Origin of the sequence: Micromonospora sp. WMMD708 (assembly GCF_049315245.1) — a bacterium.
Lineage (GTDB): Bacteria > Actinomycetota > Actinomycetes > Mycobacteriales > Micromonosporaceae > Micromonospora > Micromonospora wenchangensis.
Map to the genome: position 1 here is coordinate 5,074,106 of NZ_CP186060.1, position 25,803 is coordinate 5,099,908.

The following is a 25,803-nucleotide window of genomic DNA, read 5'->3' on the forward strand; positions in this document are numbered from 1 at the left end:
CCGCGTCGTCGCCGGGGGCTTCTCGTTTGACCGGGTGAGGCGTGCGGCGTACCGCACGGGACCCGGGAGCCGCCGATGCGCATCCGGCCGTCAGCGTCCGCGACGTGCGGCGGGTCGCCGCTGCCCACCCGGCCGCCGCGCCGCCGTCCGGCCCGCCGGGTGCTGCCGGCCACGCTGGCACTCGCCCTGCTGACCCCGGTGTACGCCTGCCGTCCCGACCTCGGCCCACCCGGCGCACCGACCCCCTGGCCACCCGGAACGGCCCGGCAGTGGCGGTGGCAGTGGCAGCTCACCGGCCCGGTCGACACCACCGTCGACGCCGACGTCGTCCTGCTCGACCCGGTGCGGGTGAGCACCGCCGAGACCGGGGCGCTACGTCGGCGCGACCGGCGGCTGATCTGTCACGTGCCCGTCGGGACGTACGCGGGGACGGACCCGGACGCCGGGCGCTACCCGGCGGCGGTGCGCGGCGCTGCCGCCGGGCGGCCCGGCACCCGGTGGGTGGACGTCAGGCGGTGGGACCTGCTGCGACCCGTCCTGGCCGACCGGTTCCGGCTCTGCCGGGGCAAGGGGTTCGGCGCGGTGGCCCTCGTCGACGCCGACGGGTACGCCCACCGGTCGGGCTTCCCGCTCGGCTTCGACGACCAACTGCTGTTCAACAGGCGCACGGCCGGGCTGGCCCGCTCCCTGGACCTCTCCCCCGGCCTGGTCGGCGACGTCGACCAGGTGGCCGCCCTGGCACCGGACTTCGACTTCGCGGTCGACGAGGAGTGCGTCAGGTTGCGCCGCTGCGCCCGGCTGCTCCCCTTCGCCGACGCAGGCAAGCCGGTCTTCCACGTCGAGTACACCGGTGATCCGGCGCGGTTCTGCGTGACGACCGTCGGCTACGGCTTCGCCTCGATCCGGAAGGACCGCGCCCTGGACGCCTGGCGCGTGCCCTGCCCCACCGGTGCCGGACCGGTCCCCGGCACACCGCGGTGACCCGGACCGCGCGGTGCGGTCCGGGTCACCCGTGCCGCCGGCCACGGCGCTGCACCACCCGGGCGGGCGGTCACCGGCGGCGGGTCCGACCGGTCGGTCAGTGCGCCCCGACCAGCTCCGGCGTGGGTTCGGCCGGTGGGGTGACGGCGGGCCGGTCGCGGCGACGCAGGAACCGGGGGGCCCACCAGTTGGCCCCACCGAGCAGGGTCATCACCGACGGCAGCACCACCGCCCGGATGATCGTGGCGTCCAGCAGGATCGCCGCGGCCAACCCGATGCCGAGCTGCTTCATGTCGATCGTGCTGAGCGAGGCGAAGATCGCGAACACCGCGACCATCACGATCGCCGCGCTGGTCACCACCCCGGCCGAGGAGGTGATGCCGTAGGCGACCGCGTCGGCGTTGGACCGGCCGCCCCGGATGCCCTCCCTGATCCGGCTGACCACGAACACGTGGTAGTCCATGGAGAGCCCGAAGAGCACCACGAACAGGAACAACGGCAGCCAGGACACGATCGCCCCCATCGAGGTGAAGCCGAGCAGGTCCTGCGCCCACCCACCCTGGAAGACCAGCACCAGCAGGCCGTAGGCGGCCCCGGCGGAGAGCAGGTTGAGCAGGATCGAGGTCAGGGCGACCACCACCGACCGGAACGTCCAGGTCATCACCAGGAAGGTCAGCGCCAGCACGAACGCCATCACCAGCGGCAGCTTCTCCCGGATGTGCCGGGCGTAGTCCTCGCTGGCGGCCACCCCGCCGCCGACGGCGTACTCGACGCCGGGGATGCCGCGCAGCGCGGCGGGCAGCAGGTCGTCGCGGAGTTCGTGCAGGGAGCGCACCGCCCGGTCGTCCCGGCTGGCGTACGGGGTGGCCACCTCCAGCACCGACACCCGGCGGTCGGCCGACACCTCGATCTCCGGGCCGTCCGCCTCGGCCGGGGCGAACAGCGGGTCGGCGGCGGCGGTGCGGGCCAGCCCGGTCAGCGCGGCGCGTACCCGGTCGGCCTGGTCGGCGGGGGCCCGTACGGCGACCGTGTGGCTGGTGCCGGTGCTCGGGAAGGCGGCGGTCAGCCGGTCGTACGCCTGCATGGCCGGGGTGGTCCGGGGAAGGTCCTCCATGCCGGGGAACTTCAGCTTCATGCCGAGCGCCGGGGCGGCCAGGGCGAGCAGCAGCCCCACCGAGACGATCAGGGTGGCCCGGGGTGCGCGCAGCGCGGGCCGCAGCACCGCCGGCCAGAACCGGGGCCGGGCCGGCTGACCGTGCCGGCCGGCGCGGGGGGCGGTGAGCCGCCACAGCAGCGGCACCCGGGGGCGGTCCACCCAGCGGCCCAGCTTGGCCAGCAGCGCCGGCAGCACGGTCAGCGAACCGGTCACCGCGACGGCGACCACCAGGATCGAACCGACCGCGAGGGAGGAGAAGACCACGTCGTCGGCGAGCATCAGGCCGGCCATCGAGATGATCACAGCGAAGCCGGAGACGACCACGGCGTGCCCGGACGTCTCGGCGGCGATCTCCACCGCGTCCAACCCGGACCGGCCCCTGGCCCGTTCCTCGCGTTCCCGTCGGACGTAGAACAGCGAGTAGTCCACCCCGACGGCCATCCCGATCAGCAGGATCACGCTGGAGGTGGTGTCGGTTGCGGGCACCAGGTGGGAGGCGAGGGTGGACAGCCCCATCGCGGCGGCCACCGAGGAGAGCGCCAGCAGCACCGGCACCCCGGCGGCGATCAGCGCGCCGAACGCGACGATCAGGATGGCCAGGGTGACCGGCAGGCTGAGCAGTTCGGCCCGCTTGAAGTCCCGGCCCAGGGTGTCGTCCAGCGCCTGGTTGATCGACGGCCCGCCGACCTGCTCGATCCGCAGCTGCGGGTGGGCGGCCTGGGCGTCGGCGGTGGCGTCGCGCAGCGGCTGCACCCGGTCGGCGGCGGTCTCCGGGTCGCCGGCCATGGTGACCGGTACCAGCAGCGCGGCACCGTCGCGCGACGGGACCGGCTCGCCGACCGACGCCACCCCGCTGACCTGACGCAACCGGGCGGTCGCGTCGGTCGCCGCCGCCTGCGCGGCGGCCCGGTCCAGGGTGCCGGTACGTGGGGTGATCAGGATGTTCTCCACCGCCGGGTCGGTGAACTCGCCCTCGGTGACGATCACGTCGGCGTGACCGGACTCGCCGATCGCCTGGTCGGCCTGGGTGGCCTCGTTCAGGCCGGCGGCGTTGCCCCCGACGAAGCACACCGCCACGAAGACCACCCAGAGCGCGATCGCGCGCCACGGGTGCTCCGCGCTCCACCGTGCCAACCGCACCGTCACCGGTCTGCCGCCCATCTGAGTCGGGCCCCCTTCCCGCCGGCGCCCTGCCGACCGTGCTGACGCTAGGGACGGCGACGCCGGGACACATCGGGGAACGGCCCCGGCCCGTCCCCGAGGACGCGGGAGCGGTCGGGTCGGGTCGCCCGGGACGACCGACCGGGTGGATCGGGGGAAATCCGGCGGTGTCCCGGGGCGGCGGCGGTACGGCACACCGGCGCAACCCCGAACCGGCTCAGGGTCAGCCCCTGAGGGCACCCCGGGGGCGGGGCTGACAGCGGGGGCAGCTGTACGACGACCGGTTCATGAACGCCTCCCGGCGGATCGGCGCGCCGCACCGCCGGCAGGGCTCACCCTCCCGGCCGTAGACGTTCAGCGACCTGTCGAAGTAGCCGCTCTCCCCGTTGACGTTGACGTACAGGTCGTCGAAGCTGGTGCCGCCCTGCGTGATCGCCTCGCCGAGGACGTCCCGCACGTGCCCGAGCAGCCGACCCACGGCGGGGGCGGTCAGCACGTCGGTCGGGCGGGCACCGTGCAGTCGGGCCCGCCACAGCGCCTCGTCGGCGTAGATGTTGCCCACCCCGGACAGCAGCGTCTGGTCCAGCAGGGCCCGCTTGACCTCGGTACGCCGGCGGCGCAGCGCGGCGACGAACCCCGCGTCGGAGAACTCCGGGTCCATCGGGTCGCGGGCGATGTGGGCGATCTCGGCGGGCAGTTCGGCGCCGCCCTCGCTGACCGCGAGCCCGCCGAACGTCCGCTGGTCGACGAAGCGTAGTTGCGGGCCGTCGTCGGCGAACCGGAACCGGACCCGCAGGTGCAGTTCGTCGGCCGCCTCGGCCGGCTGGAGCAGCAACTGCCCCGACATGCCCAGGTGGCCGACGAGCGCGTCCCCGCTGTCCAGTGGCAGCCAGAGGTACTTGCCGCGCCGCCGCACGTCGGTCACCGTCCGGCCGGCCAGCACGTCGGCGAAGTGCGCCGCGCCGGGCAGGTGCCGTCGCACGGCCCGGGGGTGGCGCACCTCCACCGTCGCGATCCGCCGGCCGGTGACCCACTGGGCCAGTCCCTGCCGTACGGTCTCGACCTCGGGCAGTTCAGGCACGGCCCAGTCCCGCCTCGGCGGTCCCGTCCCCCGCCGGGACCACCGCGTCGGCAGCCGGCCCGTCGGACGCGGCCGTACCGTCACCGGTGGCCGCGGGCGTGCCGTCTACGGCAGCCCCGGGCGTCGCGTCGGCCGTCCCGGTGCCGGCCCCGTCCTGCTCGGCCGTCCCGGTGCCGGCCCGGTCCCGCTCGGCCTGCGCGGTGAGTTCCCGCCAGGCCGCCTCGGCGGCCCGCTGCTCGGCCTCCTTCTTGCTGCGCCCCTCCGACCCGCCGTAGCGGTTGCCGGCCACCACCACCCAGGCGGTGAAGGTCTTGAGGTGGTCCGGGCCGGTGCCCTCGATCCGGTACTCGGGCACCCCCAGGCCGAGCGCGGCGGTCAGCTCCTGGAGGCTGGTCTTCCAGTCCAGCGCCGCGCCCCGACCCGCCGACTCGGCCATCAGCGGGTCGAACAGCCGGTGGATGACGACCGCCGCGGTGTCCAGCCCGTGCTGGAGGTAGATCGCGCCGAGCAGCGCCTCCAGGGTGTCGGCGAGGATGCTCGCCTTGTCCCGCCCGCCGGTGGTCTCCTCGCCCTTGCCGAGCAGCAGGTAGGCGCCGAGCCCGTCCGGGCCGAGGCCCCGGGCCACGTCCGCCAGGGCGCGCATGTTGACCACGCTGGCCCGTAGCTTCGCCAGTTGCCCCTCGGGCAGGTCGGGGTGGTTCCGGAACAGCGCCGTGGTGATCACCACGCCGAGCACCGAGTCACCGAGGAACTCCAACCGTTCGTTGGTGGGCAGCCCCCCGTTCTCGTACGCGTACGAGCGGTGGGTCAGCGCCCGCTCCAGCAGCTCGGCGTCGAGTGTCACCCCGAACGCCGCCTCGAGGTGGCTGACGGGCGCACGCCGCCGCTTGTCGTTGCTCATGTTCCTACCTCTGCTTCGGTCCCGCCGGGATACGCGGGCGGATGATCCGCGTGCCGGGCGGCGGGTGCGTTCTGGACCGCCGGGTCGGTGCCGTCGTCGGCGGGAAGGAGCGCGACCTGCTCCCGGACCTGGTCGGTGGCGCGGCGACGCCAGAGGTGGGCGGCCAGCGCGATACCGGAGGCGACGTCGTCCGGGGTCGCCGCACCGTGGCAGACCACCACCGTCCCGGCGACCCCGAGCAGGGCCGCCGCCCGGGGCGCTCCGCCGCTGGTCGGTGGACCCCCGGCCATCGCGTACGCCCCTTCGATGGCCTTGAGCAGGATGTTGCCGGTGAAGCCGTCGGTGACCACGACGTCGGCGCGGACGCCGGAGGTCACGTCGTACCCCTCGACCAGGCCGACGTAGCGGGCGTCGCCGGGCAGCGCGGTGGCGGCGAGCAGGGGGTCGGCGGTGCGGCGCGGGCGGTCCCCCTTGCCGGTCTCGGTGCCGACCGAGAGCAGGCCGACCCGGGGGGCGGCGACGGCGTGGGCGACGGCGGCGTAGGCCGCGCCGAGCACGGCGTGCCGGGCCAGGGTGACCGGGCGGGGTTCCAGCGAGCCGCCGACGTCGAGCAGGACCACCGGGCCGGAGACGGCCGGGAGCGTCGCCACCAGCGCGGGCCGGCGCACGTCGGGCCAGCGGCCGAAGCCGAGGGCGGCGGCGGAGACGGTGGCGCCGGTGGACCCGGCGGAGACGAGCGCGTCGGCGGCGCCGTCGCGGACGGCGGAGACGGCGGCCCGGACGGTGCTGTCGGCGCGGGGCGCGTGCTCGGTCGGTCCGGCGGCGGTGCGGGTGGCGCGGATGGTGATCCGGGTCTGTTGCGCCGGGGTCAGGGCGTCGACCACCCCGGCCGCGACCTCGGTCGGGCCGACGAGCAGCAGGTGCAGGTCCGGGTCGGCCCGCACCGCCCGCAGAGCGCCGTCAACCACGACGGCGGGAGCATCGTCCCCGCCGAGGAGGTCAACGGCGATCCGCGCGGTGCCCGACTCCCTCGCCGGGCCGGCCGGATCAGGCCGGCCGGCGTCGGAGGGAGCCGGGGCACCGGGCGATCGCCGGGGTGCGTGCGCCACCCGACCCGTGGTCGGGGGTGTCACTCGGCGTCCAGGTCAGACCTCGAGGACCTGGCGGCCGTTGTACGTGCCGCAGACGGAGCACGCCGCGTGCGGCAGCTTCGGGGACTTGCACTGCGGGCAGGCCACGGTCGCGACCACAGCCGCCTTCCAGTTCGCCCGGCGGGACCGGGTGTTGCTGCGCGACATCTTGCGCTTGGGGACGGCCACGGTTCCTACTCCTCTGTACGGTTCAGTTGCGACAGGCTCGCCCAACGCGGGTCGATCTGCTGGTGGCTGTGATCGGCCGGCAGATCGTCCCGGTGCACCCCGCATTCGGGGCACAGTCCCGGGCAGTCCTCCCGGCAGAGCGGGTTGGTCGGCAGCGTGAGCACCACCGCGTCCCGCAGCGCCGGCTCCAGGTCGATCAGATCGTCCTGCATCCGGCCCACCTCGTCCTCGTCGGTCGTGATGTCCGTGGTGCTGTTCTCGTACGCGTACAGCTCCTGGACGTTCACGGTCAACGAGTAGTCGATCGCGCGCAGGCAACGACCGCACTCGCCCTGGACGGGACCGGTCACGGTCCCGGAGACGAGCACGCCCTCGGACACCGACTCCAACCTCAGGTCGAGGTCGAGGTCCGCGCCCTCCGGCACGCCGATCAACTCCACACCGAGGTCCGCCGGTGCCGGCACGACCCGCCGTAGCGTACGCAACGCGCCAGGGCGACGCGGCAGGTCCCTCGTGTCGAGGACCAGCGGCGCCCTGGGGTTGAGTGATGAAGGCGAGTGTTTGGGCATAGTCAGACTCCGGCCGGTGAGAGGCCGACAAAAAAGGTTACCTGGGCGACCGCCGGGTCGTCGAACCGGGGGGCGACGCCCGACCCGTCCGTCGGTGGGATGAGGTGCCGCTCAGAAGGGTAACGGGCGTTCCGCCTCGTCCCCACCGAAGGTGCCGATCTCCCGCAGCGCGTGCATCTTGTCCCGCCCGCGCTCGATCGAGGCCAGCGCCCGGGTGAGGAACTGCTCGAAGTTCGCCAGCGCGGTGTCGACGTAGTCGTCGACCTCCTCGCGCAGCCGCTGCGCCTCGGCGCGGGCCTCGGCGATGATCCGGGCCCCCTCGTGCTCGGCGGAGACGGTGATCTCGTTCACCGAGACCAGCCGGGCGTGTTCCGCCTCACCCTCGCTGATGATCCGGTCGGCCTCCCGCTTGCCGGCCTCCATGATCTTGTCCCGCTCCTCCAGGAGGGCGGCGGCGCGGCGCAGGTCGGCGGGGAGTTCGGCGCGCATCTCGTCGAGGGCGGCGATCATCTCGCCCCGGTCGACCATGCAGTTGTTGCGCGACATCGGGACGGAGCGCGCCTGCTCCACCATGGCGATCAGTTCGTCGATGCGGTCGAGCGGGTCCACCGGTACCTCACTCCTGTCGTTCGTCGGCCGACCTACATGATGCGGCCTGCGCCCGGCTTCGGCGCTGCACCACATGATGTCGTGCCCCGGCCACCACCGCCGCCACCACCCCGGCCCGACGCGCCGCCCGGGTCCGCACGCCGGGGCGTACGGTCAGGGGCGCGGGACGGTCAGCCGGGCCTGCAGCGCCCGGCGGACGGTGTCGGGCACGTGCGAGGAGATGTCGCCACCCCACTTCGCCACGTCCTTGACCAGGCTGGAGGAGAGGAACGAGTAGAGCGGGTTGGTCGGCATGAACAGCGTCTCCACCCCGGCCAGGCCGATGTTCATCTGGGCCATCTGCAACTCGTAGTCGAAGTCGCTGACCGCCCGCAGGCCCTTGATCAGCACACTCGCCTCCTGCGCCCGGCAGAAGTCGACGAGCAGCCCCCGGAAGGACGCGACCCGCACGTTGCCGTACGAGGAGGTCACCTCGCGGAGCATGTCGATCCGCTCCTCGACGGTGAACAGGCCGCTCTTGGACTGGTTCACCAGCACGCCGACGATCACCTCGTCGAAGAGCCGGCTGGCCCGTCCGATGATGTCGAGGTGTCCGTTGGTGACCGGGTCGAACGAGCCGGGACACACCGCACGTCTCATGATCGGCGACCGTACCAAAGAGTGGTCTCGCCGTAACGCCGGCTGCGCCCGGCGGTGATGCCCCGCACCCAGTCGACCGGGCCGCTGCGGGTGGACCGCTCGACCACCACCAGCGCGTCGGGGGCGAGCCAGTCGTGCTCCACCAGCCCGGTCAGCAGGGCGGTGATCTCGTCGTCCGGCACCGCGTAGGGCGGGTCGGCGAAGACCACGTCGTACGGCGCGTCGCCGGGTCCGGCCGCGACCACCCCGGCCACCCTGCCGGTGACCAGCCGGGCGGCGGGGGCGGCCCGCAGCGCGGCGACGTTCTCCCGGATCACCCGGGCGGCCCGGGGGTCGGACTCGACCAGCAGCACGTGCGCCGCGCCCCGGGACAGCGCCTCCAGCCCGACCGCGCCGGAGCCGGCGTACAGGTCGGCGAAGCGTGCCCCGTCCAGGTCCACCTCGGTGGAGACGGCGCTGAACAGGGCCTCACGGACCCGGTCGGAGGTGGGTCGGGTGCCGCCGCCGGTGGGTGCGGCGATCCGTCGTCCGCCGAGCGTGCCGGCCACGATCCGGGTCACGGTCTGCCCCTGTGCATGCCCTGACGCTACGCGACGGGTGACGCGGGCCGGCGACGCGGTACGTCCGGCCAGGGTGACCAGATGATCACCGGGAGTAGATCAATGATCTCACATGCATAACAACACTCCGCGTACCGGCTGTGCACTATGTCCGTATCGACGGGCCCACTAGGGTCGGCCCGGTGCCGGTGCCGCTCCGCCGGCCGGGGCGCCGCACCGGCGTCGTCGCGGCGCTCCCACCCTGCCGCGACCCGTAGACGCCACCCCCGCCGCGCCCTGACGCATCCTCACCCCGGGAGTACGCGTGACCCGTCCCCAGCTGTCGCCACGGCGACCGCTCGCCGTGACCGCCGCCGCCCTGGCCGGCCTGGCCACGGCCCTCGCCCTGACCGCCCCGGCGGGCGCCACCTCAGCGTCGCCGTCTCCGACGGCCACGCCGACGGTGGCCGCCACGCCGAGCGCGACGGCCGGCACCCCGTCGGGTGGCGAGCCCACGCCGTCCTGCGTCGCCGCCGCCGACGCCCGCTACACGCACACCTTCGACGGGCCGGCGGGCAAGGCGTCGATCACGCTGACCAACGGCCCGCTGTGCCGGGGCGAGGAGCAGGACCTGGCCCTGGTCTCGTACGTGACGCCGTCGGCGAAGTTCGCCGTCCCGCAGTACGTGCTCGACAAGTCGGTCAAGAAGTTCACCGGGGTGGCCCCGGGCGAGCTGGGAGTGGCCACCCTCGACTTCGCCGTCGAGGTGCCGAACTGCTACACCCAGGTCGACTTCGTCTTCGGCAGCAAGCTGATCGACCCGTTGACCGACACCAGCGACCGGTACGGCGACCGCAAGGTCGGCAGCCCGACCGGCATCGGCGCCCGCTCCACCGGCCCGCGCGCCTGGTACAACGGCGGCTCGGGCACCTGCTCGGCGGCGCCGGAGGTGATCGCCGAGTCCGACTGCGACGGCAACGTCGAGCTGACCCTGGTCAACCGCGGCGGCAACGCCGGGGCGACCTTCGCCATCGTCGGCAGCGGCGGCTTCACCGAGCAGGTGACCGTCCCGCTGCGCAAGATCGAGACCCGTAGGCTCAGCGCCGGACAGGCGCAGGAGATCACCGTCACCGCCCCCGGCATGAAGGACTTCACCGGCGGCTGGCAGAAGCCCGCCGACTGCCAGCAGCCCGAGGTCGGCGCCCCCGACGCCAGCTACGAGTCGAGCTGCGACAAGATGACCTTCCGGATCAGCAACCCGGAGGACGGCACCCCGCTGACCTCCGTGTTCACCCCCAACAAGGGCGAGTCGAAGAAGCTCACCGTCGAGCCCGGCCGGACCGGGACGGTCAGCTTCCCGGCCAGCAAGGGGCTCACCGTCACCGTCACCGGTGACCTCGACTCCGGTGGCCCGCTCAAGTGGGAGCAGCCGAAGGACTGCCCGTCCACCGGTGGCGGCGGTGGCGGCGGCGACCAGGACGGCGGCCTCCCGGTGACCGGCGCGGCGGCCGGTGCCATCGCGGCCGGCGCGGCCACCCTGCTGGTGGCCGGCGGGGTGCTCTTCCTCGTCGCCCGACGTCGGCGCATCCGCTTCACCGTCTGACCGCGACACCGCCGACCCGCACCACGACGCAGGCGCGTGCCGACCCGATGGTCGGCACGCGCCTGCGTCGCTCCCTGGCCCCGGAGCGGAGCCGATTCGAGCGGAACAGACGCGGTCGCCGACACCCACGAGCGCCAACCGCTCCAGCGCTACCCGGTACACCCCCTTGCACCAATAACCTCATGGGCGTCCTTTGGACCTGATGACGTCAACGATTCACCGCACGAACCAACCCAAAACCCACCGAAACGAACCGGACAGAGTGGACCCCACAACCGCGAGCTCCGAGACCGGGCGGGCTGCCACGGCTTGATGCGTCAACCTCATCAGCTCTGAAGGACGCGGATGAACCATGCTCCGCTGCCGTCACTCACCGCGCGCCGCCACTGCGCGCCACCGCCCGCCACCGCGCGCCAGACACCCGCAGCGGGTGCCGGCACGTCAGCGGCCCACCAGCGGCCCCTCGGCCAGGGCGGGTTGTCACGCCGGGACCGGGACCGATCGGGGGGCGGTCAGCCCTTCTCCAGGTATTCCGCGCGTTCCTCGTCGACCAGGGCGGCGACCGAGGCGGCCAGGGCCGGGTGCCGTGCCAGCTCCGGGTCCTGGTCGACCAGGGTGACCGCCTCGGCCCGCGCGTCACGGATCAGGTCGGCGTCGCGTCTCAGAGAGAGCAGCCGCAGGTGCGAGCGGCGGCCGGACTGGGTGGCCCCCAGCACGTCGCCCTCCCGGCGCTGCTCCAGATCCAGCTCGGCCAGCTTGAACCCGTCGGTGGTGGAGGCGACCGCCTCCAGCCGCTCCCGCGCCGACGAGCCCTCGGCCGCCTCGCTGACCAGCAGGCAGAGCCCGGGAGCCGAACCCCGACCGACCCGACCCCGGAGCTGGTGCAGTTGCGAGACCCCGAACCGGTCGGCGTCCAGCACGATCATCACGGTGGCGTTGGGCACGTTCACCCCGACCTCGACCACCGTGGTGGCGACCAGCACGTCGAGGTCACCGTCGGCGAAGGAGCGCATCACCGCGTCCTTCTCGTCGGCGGGCAGCCGGCCGTGCAGGACGCCGATCCGCAGCCCGTGCAACGGCCCGTCGGCGAGCAGCGGCGCCACCTCGGTCACCGCCAGCGGGGGGCGTCGCCCGTTGTCGTCCTCGCGGGGCGGCTCCTCCTCGCCCACCGACCCCTCACCGATGCGCGGACACACCACGTACGCCTGGTGGCCGGCGGTGACCTCCTCGCGCACCCGCCGCCACGCCCGGTCCAGGAAGGCCGGCTTCTCGGCCGCCGGCACCACGTGCGAGGCGATCGGGGACCGGCCCTGCGGCAGTTGGGACAGGGTGGAGGTCTCCAGGTCGCCGTAGACGGTCATCGCCACCGTGCGCGGGATCGGGGTGGCCGTCATCACCAGCACGTGCGGCGGCTGGTCGGCCTTGGAGCGCAGCGCATCGCGCTGCTCCACGCCGAACCGGTGCTGCTCGTCGACCACCACCAGGCCCAGGTCGGCGAAGTCGACCCCCTCGTAGAGCAGGGCGTGGGTGCCGAGCACGATGCCGGCCCGCCCCTGCGCGACCTCGGCCAGGGCCCGCCGCCGGGCCGCCGCGCCCAGCGAGCCGGTGACCAGCTCCACCCGGGTCGCGTCGGCGGCGGCACCCAGCTCACCGGCCTGGGCCAGCGGGCCGAGCAGGTCGAGCATGCCGCGGTGGTGCTGGGCGGCGAGCACCTCGGTCGGGGCCAGCAGCGCCGCCTGGCCGCCCGCGTCGACCACCTGGAGCATCGCCCGCAACGCCACCACCGTCTTACCGGAACCGACCTCACCCTGTAACAGCCGGTGCATCGGATGTGGGGCGGCGAGGTCGGCGGCGATCTCGACGCCGACGTCGCGCTGCCCGGGGGTCAGCTCGTAGGGCAACCGGGCGTCGAACGCGTCGAGCAGGCCACCCGCCTTCGCCGGGCGCGGCTTCGCCGGCCAGGACGCCGCCCGCAGCTTGCGCTGCACCAGGGTCAGCTGCACGGCGAACGCCTCGTCCCACTTGAGCCGGCGACGGGCCCGGTACAGCTCCTCCTTGCTGGACGGCCGGTGGATCTCGCGCAGCGCGGTGCCGATGCCGACGAGCTTGCGGTCGGCCCGCAGGGACGCCGGCAGCGGATCGTCCGGTGGGGCGACCGTGTCCAGCACCACCCGGACGCACCGGGCGATCACCCAGGTCGGCACGGCGGCGGCGGCCGGATAGACCGGGATCAGCGCCCCGGCGAACTCCTCGACCTCCTCGGAGGCCGCCGCCTCGCCCTCACCGCCCTCGCCGAGCAGCACGTATTCCGGGCCGTTGAGCTGCCGCTTGCCCCGGAACTCGGTGACCTTGCCGGCGAACAGGCCCCACCGGCCGGGGCGCAGCTCGCGTTCCCGCCACGCCTGGTTGCCGAAGAAGGTCAGCGTCAGCGTCCCGCCCGAGTTGTCGCCGACGGTCACCTCCAGCAGGTTGCCCCGGCGCTGCCGCATCGGACGCACCGCCGTGCGCTGCACCTGGGCCAGCACGGTGACCTGCTCACCGACGTCCAGCGACCGGATGTCGGTGTGCTCGCCGCGCTCGTCGTAGCGGCGCGGGAAGTGGTACATCAGGTCACCGGCGGTGTGCAGGTCGAGATGACCGGCGAGCGCCTTCGCGGTCTTCTCCCCGACCAGCTTCTTGAGCGCGGTGTCCACCGTGGCCGGTTCGGCCGTCGTCATTCGACCCCCACCAGGAGCGGATAGTGCGGTTGCCCGCCCGGGTACGCCTGCACCTCGACGAAGGGCCAGCGCCGGGTCACGTGCTCCCGGACCGCCTCGGCGAGCCCGGCCGGGGCATCCGCGCCGGTGAGCAGGGTGACCAGCTCACCGCCGCCGCCGAGCATCCGGTCGACCACGGCGGCGCAGGTGTCGACCAGGTCGCTGCCGATCAGGTGCACCTCCCCCTCGACCAGGGCCAGCACGTCGCCGGGCCGGCACGGGCCGGCGACGGTCAGCGCCTCCCGGCTGGCGTGGCACACCTCGGCGTACCGGCAGGCTCCGGCCGCCTCGGCCATCGCGATGACGTCGTCGGCGAACCGGCGCTGCGGGTCCCGGACGGCGAGCGCGGCCAGCGCCTGCACCGGCGAGCGGGTCGGCACCACGCTGACCTTCACCCCGAACCGGTGCGCCTCCCGGGCGGCGGCGCTCGCCACCGTCTGGGTGTTCGGGTCGTTGGGCAGGACCACCACCCGGGCGGCGGCGGTGGCCCGGATTGCGTCCAGCAACTCGCCGGTGGACGGGTTGCCCGGCACCACCGTCGCCCCCTCCCCACCGAGGAGTTCGGCGATGCCGACACCGGTCGCGACCACCACGGCCGCCCGGCTGTCGGTGGCGGCGTGGTCGGCCGGCGGGGCCTGGTCGGCGAACCGGGTCACCGAGATCCGGTACGGCCGGCCGGCGGCCACCCCCGCCTCGACGGCCGCCCCGACGTCGTTGACGTGGACGTGGACGTTCCAGGTGGTGGACTCGGCGGGTGAGCCGGCGTCGCCGACCACCACCAGCGAGTCGCCCAGCATGGCCAGTTCGGCGCGCATCCGGGTCACCGCCTCGTGCGGGGCGTCGAGCAGGAACTGCACCTCGTAGGCGTACTCGGGGGAGCCGGTCTCCCGGACCACCGTCAGCGGCGGGCGCACCGGGCGGGCCACCGGCGTCGGCCCGGCCGGGGCCTCCCCGGTGACCACCTCGACCAGCGCGTCGAGCAGCAGGCAGAGCCCCCGGCCGCCGGCGTCGACCACGCCGGCCCGGGCCAGCGCGGGCAACTGCCCGGGGGTACGCGCCAGCGCGCGGGCGGCCTCCGTGGCGGCGGCGCGGGCGACGGTGCACAGGTCGTCGCTGTCGGTCCGCTCGGCGGCGGTCGCGGCGGCGGCGACCACACTCAGCACGGTGCCCTCGACCGGTCGGGCCACCGCGGCGTAGGCGGCGGTGGTGGCCTCGCGCAGCGCGGCGGCCAGCGCCCGGCCGGCGACGGCGGGCACGTCGCCGAGTGTGTCGGCGAGGCCGCGCAGGATCTGCGAGAGGATCACCCCGGAGTTGCCCCGCGCTCCGAGCAGCGCGCCCCGGGCCATCAGCCGCAGCGCCCGCCCGTGCGCGGTCGTGCCCCCCTCGGGCAGGGTGCCGGGTGCCAGCGCCAGCGCCTGTTGGGCCGAGGTGAGCGTGAGCACGAGGTTGGTGCCGGTGTCACCGTCGGGCACGGGGTAGACGTTCAGCTCGTCGATCTCGTCCTGGTGCCGGCGCAGCGCGGCCAGACCGCCCGCGCACCAGCGGCCCACCGCGGCGGCGTCGAGGGTGTCCAGCACGGCCAGAAGCCTACTGGCGGCGACCGACACCCGCCGGGGTCGGCCGGCGTGTCCCGCCCGGTCCGGGTGTGCCGCCCCGGTCCGGGACGGCCGGGCGGGCGGGGCGGCGGGGGCCGGGGCGGGCGGTTGGTCCTGCCCGGAGTGCATCGGGTACCCTGGCCAGGTTGTCCGGGCAGCGCCTGCCGGCGACCTCATGAACGTATCAATCTCAGGAGTATCCCGTGGCTAGCGTGTGCGACGTCTGTGGCAAGGGGCCGGGCTTCGGCCACAACGTGCCCTGGTCCAAGAAGAAGACCAACCGCCGCTGGAACCCGAACATCCAGTCGGTGCGTACCCCGGCCGGTGGGGGCACCACCAAGAAGCTCCAGGTCTGCACCTCGTGCATCAAGGCCGGCAAGGTCACCCGCGCCTGACCTGGCGACACCTCCACCGCCTCAGCTCCGATCAGTACCGGTGGGCCGTCCGGCCCACCGGTACTGTCGTGTCCCCGCCATCCGGTGACCGACCCGCACGGAGGACGACCTTTGGACCTCGACCTGGGCCGCGACGAGATGATCGTCGTGGGTGCCTCGCTCGGCATGCTGCACTGGTTCGCCGAGGAACTGCCGGCGGGCAGCGTGGTACTCGTCGAGGAGCCGGAGATCATCGCCCGGCGGGACGTCACCGCGACGACGGCCCGGCTGCCGGTGGTCTCCCGGGTGGTGCCCGCCCGCTACCAGACCGGCCTGGACGTCGAGGAGCTGCTCGCCCGGGAGCCGGGCCTGACCACCGCCCGGCTGGTGATGCCCGGGCTGGAGTACGCGGTCGGGGCCGCCGCCCGGCTCGCCGAACGGCTGGGCCTGCCCGGTGCCGGCCCGCAGGCCGCGGACGTGTTCTCCGACAAGCACCGGATGCGCGTGCTGGCCGACCGGGCCGGGCTGGCCAATCCGGCGTACGAGCTGGTCGACTCCCCGCAGCGGGCGGCGGCGTTCGCGGCCCGGTTCGGTGGCCGGTGCGTGTTGAAGCCGACCCGTCGCTCCGGCAGCCTCGGCGTGCAGCTGGTCGACGCCGCCGACGACGTGGCGGCGGCCTGGTCGGCGACCGCCGCCCCGGAGGCACCGGTGGAGGCGGCCACCGACCTGCCCACCGAGGTGCTTGTCGAGCAGACCCTGGTCGGGCCGGAGTACAGCGTCGAACTGCTGGTCGCCGACGGCGAGGTGTCCTTCGGCAACGTCACCGACAAGCGGGTGCTGCCCGGTCGCCGCCCGGTGGAGACCGGGCACACGGTCCCGTCGGCGCTGCCGGCGGACGGCCGCGCGGAACTCGTCGCGGCGGCCACCCGGCTGGCGGCGGCGGCCGGCTTCCGTACCGGTGTGCTGCACAGCGAATGGATCGTCGCCGACGGGGTGCCGACGCTGGTGGAGTGCGCCGCCCGGCTGCCCGGCGACATGATCGCCGCGCTGATCTCGCTGGCGTACGAATGCAGCTTCATCGACGCCTACCTGCGGACGCTGCGCGGCGGGCGGCCCCGGCTGCCGGCCCGGCCGTCCGGGGCGGCGGCGGTGGAGTTCCTGCTGCCACCACCGGGGACGCTGACCGCGGTCGACGGGCTGCGCGACGCCCGCCGGGTGCCCGGCGTCCTCGCCGTGCAGCTCGACGTGGCCGTCGGGGACCGGGTCGGCGAGGTCACCTCGTCGGTACGCCGGGGTGGGCACGTGCTGGCCTGGGGTGCCGACCCGGCCGAGGCGGCGGCCGCCGCCCGTGCCGGTGCCGACCGGCTCCGGTTCACCGTCGCCTGACGCCCGCCGCTGCGAGCGGGACCGGCGCGGTCAGAGCGTCCGGCCGAACGACAGGCAGCCGGGGGCGTCGGCGTAGTAGCCGAAGTTGGCGATCCGCTCGTACCCCGCCGAGGTGTAGAGGGCGACCGCCTCGGGTTGCCGGTCGCCGCACTCCAGGATGATCCGCTTGCGCCCGTGCCGGCGGGCCGACTCCTCGATGGCGGCGAGCAGTGCGCGGGCCACCCCGCGCCCCCGCACGGCCGGGGTGGTGTACATCCGTTTCAGCTCGGCGGCGTCCGCGCCGTGGCTGCGCCACCCCGCGCAGCCGACCGGCTCGCCGTCGAGGTGGGCGACGAGGAACTCGCCGTACGGCGGGACGAACTCGGTGTGGTCGATGGGGGTCTCGTCGCCGCTGCCGCCGTACCGGACGCCCAGGTCGGCCATGGTCGCCCGGATGAGCGTCTGGGCCACCGGCGTGTCGAAGCCCAGCGGCCGGATCTCGATCTCACTCACCGGGGAAGGGTACGACCGCCCCTTACCGGAAGTGGTCCCAGCCTGCCGGTCCGTCGTACACGTCACCGTCGACGGTCACCCCGGCGCCCTCGACGACCCGGCCCACCGGCCGCCACCGGTCCGGTAGCGCCACCGTCGCCGGGAAGGTGGCGACCAGGGCGTGATCGTCGCCACCGGCCAGGATCCAGGTGTACGGGTCGACGCCGAGCGCCTGGGCGGCGTCGCGCATTTGCGGCGGCACCGCGAAGGCGTCCCGGCGCAGGTCGACGCGGACACCGCTGGCCTTCGCCAGGTGGCCCAGGTCGGCCAGCAACCCGTCCGAAACGTCGATCATGGCGGTGCCGCCCAACCGGGCGGCCTCCGGCCCGGCGTGGTAGGGCACCTCCGGCCGCCGGTACGCCTCGACCAGCACCCGCGGGGTGCGGAACCCCCGGGAGAGCACGGTCAGCCCGGCGGCGGCCCAGCCGGTGCGGCCGGCGAGCGCCACCACGTCACCCGGCCGGGCGCCGGAGCGGACCACCGGTGCCCGACCCGCCAGGTCACCGAGAGCGGTCACCGCGATGGTCAGGGTGGGGCTGGCGGACATGTCCCCACCGACCACCCCCGCGTCGACCAGCGCCGCCTCGGCGGCCAGCCCGTCGGCCAGTTCCTCCACCCAGGCGGTGTCCAGGTCGGCGGGGATGCACAGGGCCACCAGCAGGGCGGTGGGGGTCGCGCCCATGGCGGCGATGTCGGCGAGGTTGGCCGCCGCCGCCCGGTGCCCGACGTCCCGCGCGCCCGACCAGTCCCGCCGGAAGTGCCGCCCCTCGACCAGCACGTCGGTGGAGGCGACCACCCGCCGGTCGCCGGCGGCCACCACGGCGGCGTCGTCGCCCGGCCCGAGCAGGCAGGACGATCCGTACGTCAGCCGGGTGGTCACCCGGTCGATGAGGCCGAACTCGCCCACGTCCGCGACACCCATGTCTTCCTTCCGACACGCTCGCTAGCTGCTTGTCCGCGACCACCGATAGGGATCACGCCTGCTCCGTAGGGTATTTTCACCCTTCGGGCCGCCCCTGGCGGCGACGGACGGAGGTCGAGTCGTGGTACAGGCGTACATCCTCATCCAGACCGAGGTGGGCCGGGCGCGGGACGTGGCCGGTCTGATCGCGGATCTTGCCGGCGTGGTACGCGTCGACGCCGTCACCGGGCCGTACGACGTGGTCGTCCTCACCGAGGCGAACACCGTCGACGAACTCGGCAAACTGATCGTCAGCAACGTGCAGATGGTGCCCGGCATCACCCGCACCCTCACGTGTTCGGTGGTGCGCCTGTAAGTGGACGAGAAGACCTCCTCCCCCGAGACCCCGACCGACGTCGCGCCCACCGACGTCACGGCGACCGGCGACCGGCCGGCGGTGGACCGGTCGACCCGGCGGGCCGCGCTCTGGGCCACCCTGGTCGCCGTGCCGGTGACGGTGGCCGTGGCCGGCTTCACCTTCGCCAAGCTCTCCCCGGACGCGCCGGTGGCCGCGCCGGAGGCGTCGCCGACCAGTGCCGGGCCGAGGTCCAGCGCCCCGGTCGAGATGCCCGCCCCGGCGCTGGCCGAACGGCCCGGTGTGGTGTGCCGGGCGCTGGTGTCGCAGTTGCCGGCCACCGTGCGGGACCTCGCCCAGCGGCCGGTGACCGCCGGTGCCGAGCAGAACGCCGCCTACGGCGACCCGGCGCTGACCGTGGCCTGCGGGGGTGCCGAGCCGACCGTGGACGCCACCGCCGACGTGTGGACCGTCAACCGGGTCTGCTGGTACGCCGACGAGCGGTCGGACGCCACCGTGCTCACCACGCTCGACCGGGAGACCGCCGTCACGGTGACGGTGCCCCGGGCGTACGAGGGGGCGTTGCAGTGGCTCACCCCGATCTCCGACGCGGTGGTCGCCGCCGTGCCGTCGGGCGGCGACAGCCCGGCCGGCTGCCGGGGCTGAACCACCACCCGCGCCGGTGTGTCGGCGGTCAGCCGGTGACGCGGAAGGCCGGTCGACGGCACCGATGCTCTGATCCTCCGTACCTGCGGCCGGCCGTGGGTGGCGAGGGGGCCGGTCTCTTCGCGGCCGGTTCGACGCTCCTGCTGGCCACCACACCCGACCTACGGCTGCCCTGACGCACCCGACCGACGGTGCGGGAAAACTGCGCGACCGGTGCCGCCGGACCGACCGCCCGATGCGTCGGGTGTGGACTCGGCCTGCCGTTTCATCAGGTCGCACCGACCGACTCCACCGGTGCACGTCCACTCCTGCATTTGCGTACCGTGGAACTTCCACGAAACCGATCGGGCGAGCAAAACGATTTGGCTCCGGACGCGTTGATAGGTGGGACAGCGGACGGCTTCCATTGGCTGGGAATGGGCAACTCCTTACGCTGGGAACCGCTTCTGCCGAAACTGGCTGATTCGACGGTCAGCGCCGTGGTATTCGCCATTTCCGGACGGGTTCACCCGCCGGCCCGGTCGCGGAAAGTCAACATTCTCCACGATGTGCCGTCGATCAAGCGATTGCCCGACAAAAGGCGCAAGCGACCACCGGTGGCACCCGGCCCACAGGGCTTCTGGCTGCGAAAACGTCGGGTGGGAGCCGCTCCGGCGCGACCCGCCACCAGCACAGCGGCCACCCCCGGCCGAAGGTATGGCCGGAAAATCGGCTGATCGGCGGGCCAGCATGGACTGATCGGCCACTCTTGCCGCACCGCAGCAGACGTAACCCGAGCGAATGGCCGATGCGCGCGACGCTCCACACCCGACCGCCGACCACATTCTGGCCACCGCCGGCTACAGCCGTGTGAAGTGAACGTGAATGAGGTGTTTCGATCACTTCGGAAAAGCGCACGTCAGGGCACCTGACACCGAGCGGCAACATCGACAAGATCAGCGAAAAGCGCGTTACCGGAAGGCCACTTCGTACGCACGGCGCTAACACCCGCCCCCGCTTGCGTCAATGGTCCACATGCGACAGGATCATGTGCGGAATCCGAACCAACAATTGCTAGCCTTCGATGGCAACCCCGCCATCCATACAGGATCGGCGGCATTGTTCACATCTCCTCATCGGAGGTCACCACATGGTCCACACCGGACCTACGCGTCGTCGCGCGAACCGATTCGCCCTCGCCGGGCTGACCGCACTCACGGTCCTGCTCGGCACCCAGACCCCGGGCCTCGCCCAGCCGCCGGCCGCGCCGGGCACGCTGGCCCAGCCGCCGAGCGCACCCGGCCTCGGCCAGGTCGCCAGCAAGCAGGAGGCACGCCCCGGCCCGCTGCCCACCCGGGCCGGCACCGTCAAGGTCTCCCCGTCGTCGGGAGCCCGCAGCGGCGGCGTGGGCACCCAGGCGATCAACGACAAGGTCGCCCTCCGGTCGCTGATCGTGGCCACCAACACGGCGGACTTCGGCGTCGCCACGCTCACCACCACCCTCGACCGGGTCGGCGCGAGCTACGACATCATCTACACCGCCAGCCAGACCCTCTCGGCGAGCACGCTCGTCGACGCCAACGGAGTCGGCAAGTACAACGCGATCCTGCTCACCAACAGCATGTTGATCTACGAGTCGGGCGGCAACTACCTGGAGGGCCTCAGCAGCACGGAGTGGACCACCCTCTGGGCCTACGAGCGCAACTTCCAGGTCCGGCAGGTGGCCCTCTACACCAGCTACGGCACCTGGCCGGAGGACTACTGCCTCAACTCCGCAGGTGAGACCGCCGTCGGCGACACCCCCCTGCCGGTCTCCCTGACCACCGCCGGCGCCGGGGTCTTCGACTACCTCAAGAGCACCGCCGAGATCCCGGTGACGCAGTCCTACGTCTACAAGACGTCGATCAAGAGCGGCTGCAACGCCGACGCCCTGCTGACCAACGGGTCCAACGTGCTGGCCGTACGCACGACGTCGACCGACGGTCGGGAGCGCCTCGCCCTGACGTTCACCTCGAACCAGTACCTGCTCCACTCGGACCTGCTGGTCTACGGCCTGATCCGGTGGGCGACCAAGGGCCTGCACTTCGGTGAGCAGAAGCACCACCTCAACGTCGACATCGACGACTGGTTCAGCTTCTCGGACCACTACAAGGAAGACGGCACCGTCGAGTACAGCCCCGGCTTCCAGACCACCGGGCACGACGCGGTCAACCTCGACGCCAAGCAGACCGCGCTGCGCGCCGCGCACCCGCTGGCGTCCGGGTTCACCTTCAACATCCCCTACAACGGCGCCGAGATCGACCCGTTCGCCGGCAGCACGTGCAGCCCGAACGGCGACGCCACCACGCTGACCGCCACCACGAAGTGCCTGAAGAACAACTTCCGGTGGATCAACCACACCCTGACCCACCCCGCGCTGAACACCACCGACTACACCACCACCCACGACGAGATCAGCGCGAACCAGACCGCGGGCACCTCGATCGGGCTGAACCCGCCGGCCAGCGTGCTGAAGACCCCCGAGTACTCCGGCCTCGGGGTCTACAACAACTCCAGCGGCGTGCTCACCGACTACGGCCTCGCCGCGTCCAACCCGGACCTGATCGACGCGGCCGCCGACCTCGGCATCACCACGCTGGCCGGCAACATGTCGTTCGCCAGTCACGTGCCGGCGCACTTCAACGCGTCCACCGCGCACCCGCTCGACCCGAGCATCGCCGTGGTGCCGTGCTGGCCGACCAACATCGCCTACCACACCACCAACCAGGCCGAGGAGACGCACTTCTACAACGCGTTCTACGGCCCGAACGGCCACTTCCCCTACTGGCCCACCGACCGCACCTACGCCCAGATCCTGGACTACGAGTCCTCGGTGGGCCTGCAGCACGTGACGTCCGGCTCGATCTACGCGCACACGTTCCACGTCGCCAACGTGCGTGACTACGGCTCGGGCAACAGCCTGGTCACCGATTGGGTGGGCGCGGTGCTGACCAAGTACAGCTCCTACTACTCGGTGCCGCTGCTGAACTCGACGTGGACCGACATCGCCACCTACACCAGGGCACGTACGGCCCACTTCGCCACGCTCGGCGCCGGAGCCTCGGCGATCTACGACCGGACCACCGGTGAGATCACGGTGACCTCGCCGGCCGCCGGCTCGCTCCAGCTCGGGGGCGTGGCCGCGACCACCACCGGTGCCGGCACCTACGGCACCGACGTCACCGTCCCGGTGACGCTGGCGGCGAACACCCCGGTCACGTTCACCGCCGCGCCTCGCCTCTAGGGCGAGACGGCGACATCAGAACAGCAAAGGTAAACGGGAGCAATCGTTGAGGATCGCACTGGTCTCGGAGGGCACCTACCCGTACGCGATGGGTGGGGTGAGCATCTGGTGCGAACAGCTCATCCGGGGAATGCCGGACTACCGGTGGGAGGTCGTGGCGCTCACCGTGGACGGCACCGAGGAGCCGGTGTTCGACCGGCCGGCCAACCTCGACCGTGTGCACTCGATCCCGCTGTGGGGCGGCCGGCCGACAGGCCGCCGCCCCCGGCGGGGGGTGCTGGTCCCCGCCGGGCGGCCCGGCACCGAGTTCATGCAGTCCTACGAGGTGTTCCTGCGGGCCCTGGTCACCCCCCTGGAGTCGACCCGTTCCCAGGCCGGTGCGGTCAACCGGAGCACCTTCCTGCTCGCCCTGCGCGGCATGTTCGAGTACGCCGCCGCCGGCGGCGACCTGGGCGCGGCCCTGCTGTCCAACGAGGCGCTGCGGATGATGCTGGAGGCCTGGCACACCCTGCGGGTCGAGGAGACCGGGCCGGCCCCCACCGTCGCCGACGCGTTGGAGGCGGCCTGGCTCATCGCGCACATGCTGCGGCCGTTGAGCGCGCCACCGGTACGCGCCGATATCGTGCACTCGTCGATGAACGGTCTGTCCACCCTCGTCGGGATGGCCGCCACCTGGACGTACGGCACCCCGCTGGTGCTCTCGGAGCACGGCATCTACCTGCGCGAACGCTACATCTCCTACCTGCACGACGACGCGCCGCACCCGGTCCGGGTGCTGGTGTTGAGCTTCTTCCGCTCGCTCGCCGGCGCGGCCTACCTGATCACCGGCGCACTCGCCCCGCACTCGCAGTACAACCGGCGCTGGCAGCTGCACAACGGCGCCGACCCCGAGCGGATGTGGACGATGTACAACGGCGTCGACCCGGACGAGTTCCCACCCGCGGCCGGCGAGCCGGACGTGCCGACCATCTCGTTCATGGGCCGGATCGACCCGCTGAAGGACCTGCACACCCTGATCCGGGCGTTCGCGCTGGTACGGGCCGAGATTCCCGAGGCCCGGCTACGCATCTTCGGCGGTACGCCGGCCGCCAACAAGGTCTACCACGAAAGCTGCGAGGCGCTGATCGACGAACTCGGGCTGACCGGCCACGCGGTCCTGGAGGGCCGGGTCGGCAGCGCCGTCGAGGCGTACCACGCGGGCAGTCTGGTGGCGCTCACCAGCATCTCCGAGGGCTTCCCCTACACGGTGGTGGAGGCGATGGCGTGCGGCCGGCCGACCGTGTGCACCAACGTCGGCGGGGTCGCCGAGGCGGTCGGTGACACCGGTTTCGTGGTCGCACCGCGCGACGTCGCCGCGATCGCCGCCGCCTGCGTCAGAATGCTCAACGACCGGGAGCTGCGGCTGCGGCTGGGGGCGACCGCCCGGCAACGGGTGCTGGAGCGGTTCACCCTGCAACGGTCGTTGCAGGCGTACCGCGACATCTACGAGCGGCTGGCCGCGCCGCGCGGGGCGTCGCCCGCGCCGAAGCACCTGCGGGGTCAGGCCCAGGGCTTCGTGCGGGTGCCGAACCGGCCGACCCGCCCCGGGGTGGCGGCGGTCACCGCCCGCCCCGCCGCCACGTCCATGACCCGGCCCGAGGCGGTCCCCGCCGCCGCGACGCCGGCCGTCGTCCGACCCGAGCCGACGCCCGCCGTCCTGCGGCCCGAGGTGTCGCCGCTGGCCGGGCGGATACCCCGCCAGCGGGGGCCCGAGCAGTACTCGGCGGCGGCGTACCGGAGCCGCCACGACCTCAACTCGGCCGCGCCGGAGCTGCCGCAGCCGGCCGGGCCGGGCCCGGACGACGACGAGACGACGACCGTCATCACGCATACCGCCGGTGGTCGCTGATGACCGGGGCCACCGACCCGGACGGCACCGACCCGTTGTTCCGTCCCGTCGCCACGATGACCACCGAGCCGGGGCCGGCCGAGAGCCCCGAGCGCACCATCCTGCTGCCCCGGATCTCCACCGACCCGGTGGACGACCTGGTCGAGCGGGTCCGGCCCCGGCTGGCCCGCGCGGTGGACGCGCTCCAGGTCGCCGCCGCCCTGGAGGCGGACGGGCACACCGACCGGGCCGCCCAGGTCGAGTACGGCTACCGCGATGTCTTCGTCCTCGCCGCCGAGGTGTTCCGGCGGTTGGGCCCGGCCCCGGCCGTCCAGGAACAGCCGGCCGCAACGCCGGGGGCCGGCCGGGACCGGCGGGGCGACCTGCGGACCATCTCCCACGGCCTGCTGTACGTGCTACCGAGCGCCGCGTTCCCCGCCGTGCTCTCGGTGGTGGGACGGTCGGGGCTGGTGGCCGGGATGATCCTCGCCGGCACGGTCGGCTGGATCTGGTCGGGCGTGGTCGCCTACGCGGCGTTCCGCCTGCTCGGCCTGGGCCGGGCCCGTTCGGCCAGCCGGGTGCTGCGGATCGCCGCGCTGACCGCCGTGCTGCTCGGCCTGGCCACCGGTGCCCTGATGCTGCCGTACGGCGGGCTGCCGCTGGCCACGATGATGGTCTGCCAACTGGCCTACCAGATGGCCAGCACCCTGCTGGTCTTCTACCGGCGGGAGGGGTGGCTGGCCGCCGCGCTGGTCCCGGCCGTCCTCGCCAGCGCGGTGTTCCTGGTCGCCGGTGGGGTGACGGCACGGCGCTGGGCGGTGGGCGCGGCGGCCCTCGGGGTGCTGGCCGCGTTCGCCGCCGGGCTCTGGGCCACCCGGTCCGCCGCCCGGTCGACCGAGCCGGCCCCGCGTGACCCGCTCTGGCCGGCGTGGCCCGCCCTGCTCGGCGTCGCCGGGTACGGGCTCTGCTCGGCGACGCTGCTCTTCCACGCACAGGCGCCCTACCTGCTGGGTCAGTGGGACGTCGCGGCGTCGGCGGTGCCGCTGATCCTGTCCATGGGGTTCGTCGAGTGGCGGACCAGCCGGTTCTGGGCGAGCGGGGTCGCCCTGTCCCGGCGGGCCCGGTTCCCGCACGCCTTCGTCGTCGGGATCTGGCACACCATCGGCCGGGAGTTCGCGGTGTGCCTCGCGGTGCCGGCGGCGTTCGGGGCGCTGCTGCTCGTCGTGCTCGACCGGGCCGGCGTGCTGTCCGCCGCCGGGGTGGTGATGACGGCCGCCCACGTGGCTCTCGCCGGGGCGTACTACCTGGCGTTCCTGCTCGCCGGTCAGGGCCGGTACGGCTGGCTGTGCCTGTCGATGGCGGCCGTGATCGTGCTGCACGTCGGCGGGGGCGCGCTGCTCGGCGTCGCCCCGCTGCTCGGGCAGGGCGGCGACGCGGTCACCGACACCTCGCTGTACCTGGGCAGCGTGCTGCTGCTCCAGGCACTGTTCGCGCTCGGTCTGGTTCCGGTGATCGGGCAGGTACGGCACTACCGATAGTCCACTTGAGACCT

At 73.5% G+C, this 25,803-nt stretch carries 22 protein-coding genes; 9 read left to right on the forward strand and 13 right to left on the reverse strand.

Annotated features, from left to right (window positions below; translation table 11 throughout):
- Window positions 1-75 precede the first annotated feature (75 nt).
- Complete coding sequence (locus ACN260_RS22330; RefSeq protein ID WP_422752890.1) at window positions 76-981, forward strand: endo alpha-1,4 polygalactosaminidase; 906 nt, start codon at window positions 76-78, stop codon at window positions 979-981.
- A 97-nt stretch (window positions 982-1,078) separates the two neighbouring features.
- On the opposite strand, the gene ACN260_RS22335 is transcribed toward ACN260_RS22330, so the two are convergent.
- From ACN260_RS22335 to rsmD, 9 genes are all read right to left on the reverse strand, one after another.
- Window positions 1,079-3,298, reverse strand: a complete 2,220-nt coding sequence (locus ACN260_RS22335; RefSeq protein ID WP_422752891.1) for an MMPL family transporter — start codon at window positions 3,296-3,298, stop codon at window positions 1,079-1,081.
- 223 nt (window positions 3,299-3,521) lie between these two features.
- On the reverse strand, window positions 3,522-4,379 hold the full coding sequence (mutM, locus tag ACN260_RS22340; RefSeq protein ID WP_422752892.1) for a bifunctional DNA-formamidopyrimidine glycosylase/DNA-(apurinic or apyrimidinic site) lyase: 858 nt from the start codon (window positions 4,377-4,379) through the stop codon (window positions 3,522-3,524).
- A complete protein-coding gene (gene rnc / locus ACN260_RS22345) occupies window positions 4,372-5,280 on the reverse strand; it encodes a ribonuclease III (protein WP_422752893.1) in 909 nt (302 codons plus the stop codon). The genes mutM and rnc overlap by 8 nt, the downstream gene beginning before the upstream one ends.
- Entirely contained in the window at window positions 5,277-6,290 is a 1,014-nt protein-coding gene (locus ACN260_RS22350) for a phosphate acyltransferase PlsX (RefSeq protein WP_422756796.1), read from the reverse strand. Before ACN260_RS22350 ends, rnc begins: the two co-directional genes overlap by 4 nt.
- 135 nt (window positions 6,291-6,425) lie before the next feature.
- The gene (gene rpmF / locus ACN260_RS22355; protein ID WP_088646032.1) at window positions 6,426-6,599 is read right to left on the reverse strand and encodes a 50S ribosomal protein L32; all 174 of its coding nucleotides are present in this window, start codon (window positions 6,597-6,599) and stop codon (window positions 6,426-6,428) included.
- 5 nt (window positions 6,600-6,604) lie between these two features.
- Window positions 6,605-7,168 carry a YceD family protein gene (locus tag ACN260_RS22360; protein ID WP_422752894.1) on the reverse strand — a complete coding sequence of 188 codons (564 nt, stop codon included), beginning with the start codon at window positions 7,166-7,168 and terminating at the stop codon, window positions 6,605-6,607.
- A gap of 111 nt (window positions 7,169-7,279) precedes the next feature.
- On the reverse strand, window positions 7,280-7,777 hold the full coding sequence (locus ACN260_RS22365) for a hypothetical protein (protein ID WP_088646034.1): 498 nt from the start codon (window positions 7,775-7,777) through the stop codon (window positions 7,280-7,282).
- A gap of 153 nt (window positions 7,778-7,930) precedes the next feature.
- Window positions 7,931-8,416, reverse strand: a complete 486-nt coding sequence (coaD, locus tag ACN260_RS22370; RefSeq protein WP_088646035.1) for a pantetheine-phosphate adenylyltransferase — start codon at window positions 8,414-8,416, stop codon at window positions 7,931-7,933.
- Window positions 8,413-8,976, reverse strand: coding sequence for a 16S rRNA (guanine(966)-N(2))-methyltransferase RsmD (gene rsmD, locus ACN260_RS22375; protein WP_422752895.1), 564 nt, complete (start codon window positions 8,974-8,976; stop codon window positions 8,413-8,415). Before rsmD ends, coaD begins: the two co-directional genes overlap by 4 nt.
- A 304-nt stretch (window positions 8,977-9,280) precedes the next feature.
- On the opposite strand from rsmD, the gene ACN260_RS22380 reads away from it, so the two are divergent.
- On the forward strand, window positions 9,281-10,558 hold the full coding sequence (locus ACN260_RS22380) for a hypothetical protein (protein WP_422752896.1): 1,278 nt from the start codon (window positions 9,281-9,283) through the stop codon (window positions 10,556-10,558).
- Between the two features lie 512 nt (window positions 10,559-11,070).
- Here the strand turns inward: ACN260_RS22380 and recG are convergent.
- Together recG and ACN260_RS22390 are read right to left on the reverse strand one after the other, a co-directional pair.
- Complete coding sequence (gene recG, locus ACN260_RS22385) at window positions 11,071-13,275, reverse strand: ATP-dependent DNA helicase RecG (protein WP_422752897.1); 2,205 nt, start codon at window positions 13,273-13,275, stop codon at window positions 11,071-11,073.
- Window positions 13,272-14,891, reverse strand: coding sequence for a DAK2 domain-containing protein (locus ACN260_RS22390; RefSeq protein WP_422752898.1), 1,620 nt, complete (start codon window positions 14,889-14,891; stop codon window positions 13,272-13,274). Before ACN260_RS22390 ends, recG begins: the two co-directional genes overlap by 4 nt.
- A gap of 221 nt (window positions 14,892-15,112) precedes the next feature.
- On the opposite strand from ACN260_RS22390, the gene rpmB reads away from it, so the two are divergent.
- Both rpmB and ACN260_RS22400 read left to right on the forward strand, forming a co-directional pair.
- Entirely contained in the window at window positions 15,113-15,304 is a 192-nt protein-coding gene (gene rpmB, locus ACN260_RS22395; protein ID WP_046569512.1) for a 50S ribosomal protein L28, read from the forward strand.
- Window positions 15,305-15,415: 111 nt separating this feature from the next.
- Window positions 15,416-16,669 carry an ATP-grasp domain-containing protein gene (locus tag ACN260_RS22400; protein WP_422752899.1) on the forward strand — a complete coding sequence of 418 codons (1,254 nt, stop codon included), beginning with the start codon at window positions 15,416-15,418 and terminating at the stop codon, window positions 16,667-16,669.
- Window positions 16,670-16,699: 30 nt separating this feature from the next.
- Here ACN260_RS22400 and ACN260_RS22405 read toward each other — a convergent pair whose 3' ends face one another.
- Window positions 16,700-17,161, reverse strand: a complete 462-nt coding sequence (locus ACN260_RS22405; RefSeq protein ID WP_422752900.1) for a GNAT family N-acetyltransferase — start codon at window positions 17,159-17,161, stop codon at window positions 16,700-16,702.
- 22 nt (window positions 17,162-17,183) lie between these two features.
- Window positions 17,184-18,122, reverse strand: coding sequence for a thiamine-phosphate kinase (locus ACN260_RS22410; RefSeq protein ID WP_422752901.1), 939 nt, complete (start codon window positions 18,120-18,122; stop codon window positions 17,184-17,186).
- A gap of 121 nt (window positions 18,123-18,243) precedes the next feature.
- On the opposite strand from ACN260_RS22410, the gene ACN260_RS22415 reads away from it, so the two are divergent.
- The 5 genes from ACN260_RS22415 (at window position 18,244) to ACN260_RS22435 (ending at window position 25,789) form a co-directional block, all read left to right on the forward strand.
- Window positions 18,244-18,477: an Lrp/AsnC ligand binding domain-containing protein gene (locus ACN260_RS22415; protein ID WP_088646044.1), complete on the forward strand. Its 234-nt coding sequence runs from the start codon at window positions 18,244-18,246 to the stop codon at window positions 18,475-18,477.
- A complete protein-coding gene (locus ACN260_RS22420) occupies window positions 18,478-19,122 on the forward strand; it encodes a DUF3515 family protein (RefSeq protein ID WP_422752902.1) in 645 nt (214 codons plus the stop codon).
- A gap of 1,129 nt (window positions 19,123-20,251) precedes the next feature.
- The gene (locus ACN260_RS22425) at window positions 20,252-22,384 is read left to right on the forward strand and encodes a hypothetical protein (protein WP_422752903.1); all 2,133 of its coding nucleotides are present in this window, start codon (window positions 20,252-20,254) and stop codon (window positions 22,382-22,384) included.
- A gap of 46 nt (window positions 22,385-22,430) precedes the next feature.
- Complete coding sequence (gene pelF, locus ACN260_RS22430; protein WP_422752904.1) at window positions 22,431-24,272, forward strand: GT4 family glycosyltransferase PelF; 1,842 nt, start codon at window positions 22,431-22,433, stop codon at window positions 24,270-24,272.
- Window positions 24,272-25,789, forward strand: a complete 1,518-nt coding sequence (locus ACN260_RS22435) for a hypothetical protein (protein WP_422752905.1) — start codon at window positions 24,272-24,274, stop codon at window positions 25,787-25,789. Before pelF ends, ACN260_RS22435 begins: the two co-directional genes overlap by 1 nt.
- Window positions 25,790-25,803: the final 14 nt, after the last annotated feature.

What these genes read in the sequence shown, in the direction of transcription:
- ACN260_RS22330 (WP_422752890.1), top strand. Translation starts at nt 76, where the DNA reads ATGCGCATCCGGCCGTCAGCGTCCGCGACGTGCGGCGGGTCGCCGCTG.
- ACN260_RS22335 (WP_422752891.1), bottom strand. Translation starts at nt 3,298, where the DNA reads ATGGGCGGCAGACCGGTGACGGTGCGGTTGGCACGGTGGAGCGCGGAG.
- rnc (WP_422752893.1), bottom strand. Translation starts at nt 5,280, where the DNA reads ATGAGCAACGACAAGCGGCGGCGTGCGCCCGTCAGCCACCTCGAGGCG.
- ACN260_RS22360 (WP_422752894.1), bottom strand. Translation starts at nt 7,168, where the DNA reads ATGCCCAAACACTCGCCTTCATCACTCAACCCCAGGGCGCCGCTGGTC.
- coaD (WP_088646035.1), bottom strand. Translation starts at nt 8,416, where the DNA reads ATGAGACGTGCGGTGTGTCCCGGCTCGTTCGACCCGGTCACCAACGGA.
- recG (WP_422752897.1), bottom strand. Translation starts at nt 13,275, where the DNA reads ATGACGACGGCCGAACCGGCCACGGTGGACACCGCGCTCAAGAAGCTG.
- ACN260_RS22410 (WP_422752901.1), bottom strand. Translation starts at nt 18,122, where the DNA reads ATGGGTGTCGCGGACGTGGGCGAGTTCGGCCTCATCGACCGGGTGACC.
- ACN260_RS22425 (WP_422752903.1), top strand. Translation starts at nt 20,252, where the DNA reads ATGGTCCACACCGGACCTACGCGTCGTCGCGCGAACCGATTCGCCCTC.
- ACN260_RS22435 (WP_422752905.1), top strand. Translation starts at nt 24,272, where the DNA reads ATGACCGGGGCCACCGACCCGGACGGCACCGACCCGTTGTTCCGTCCC.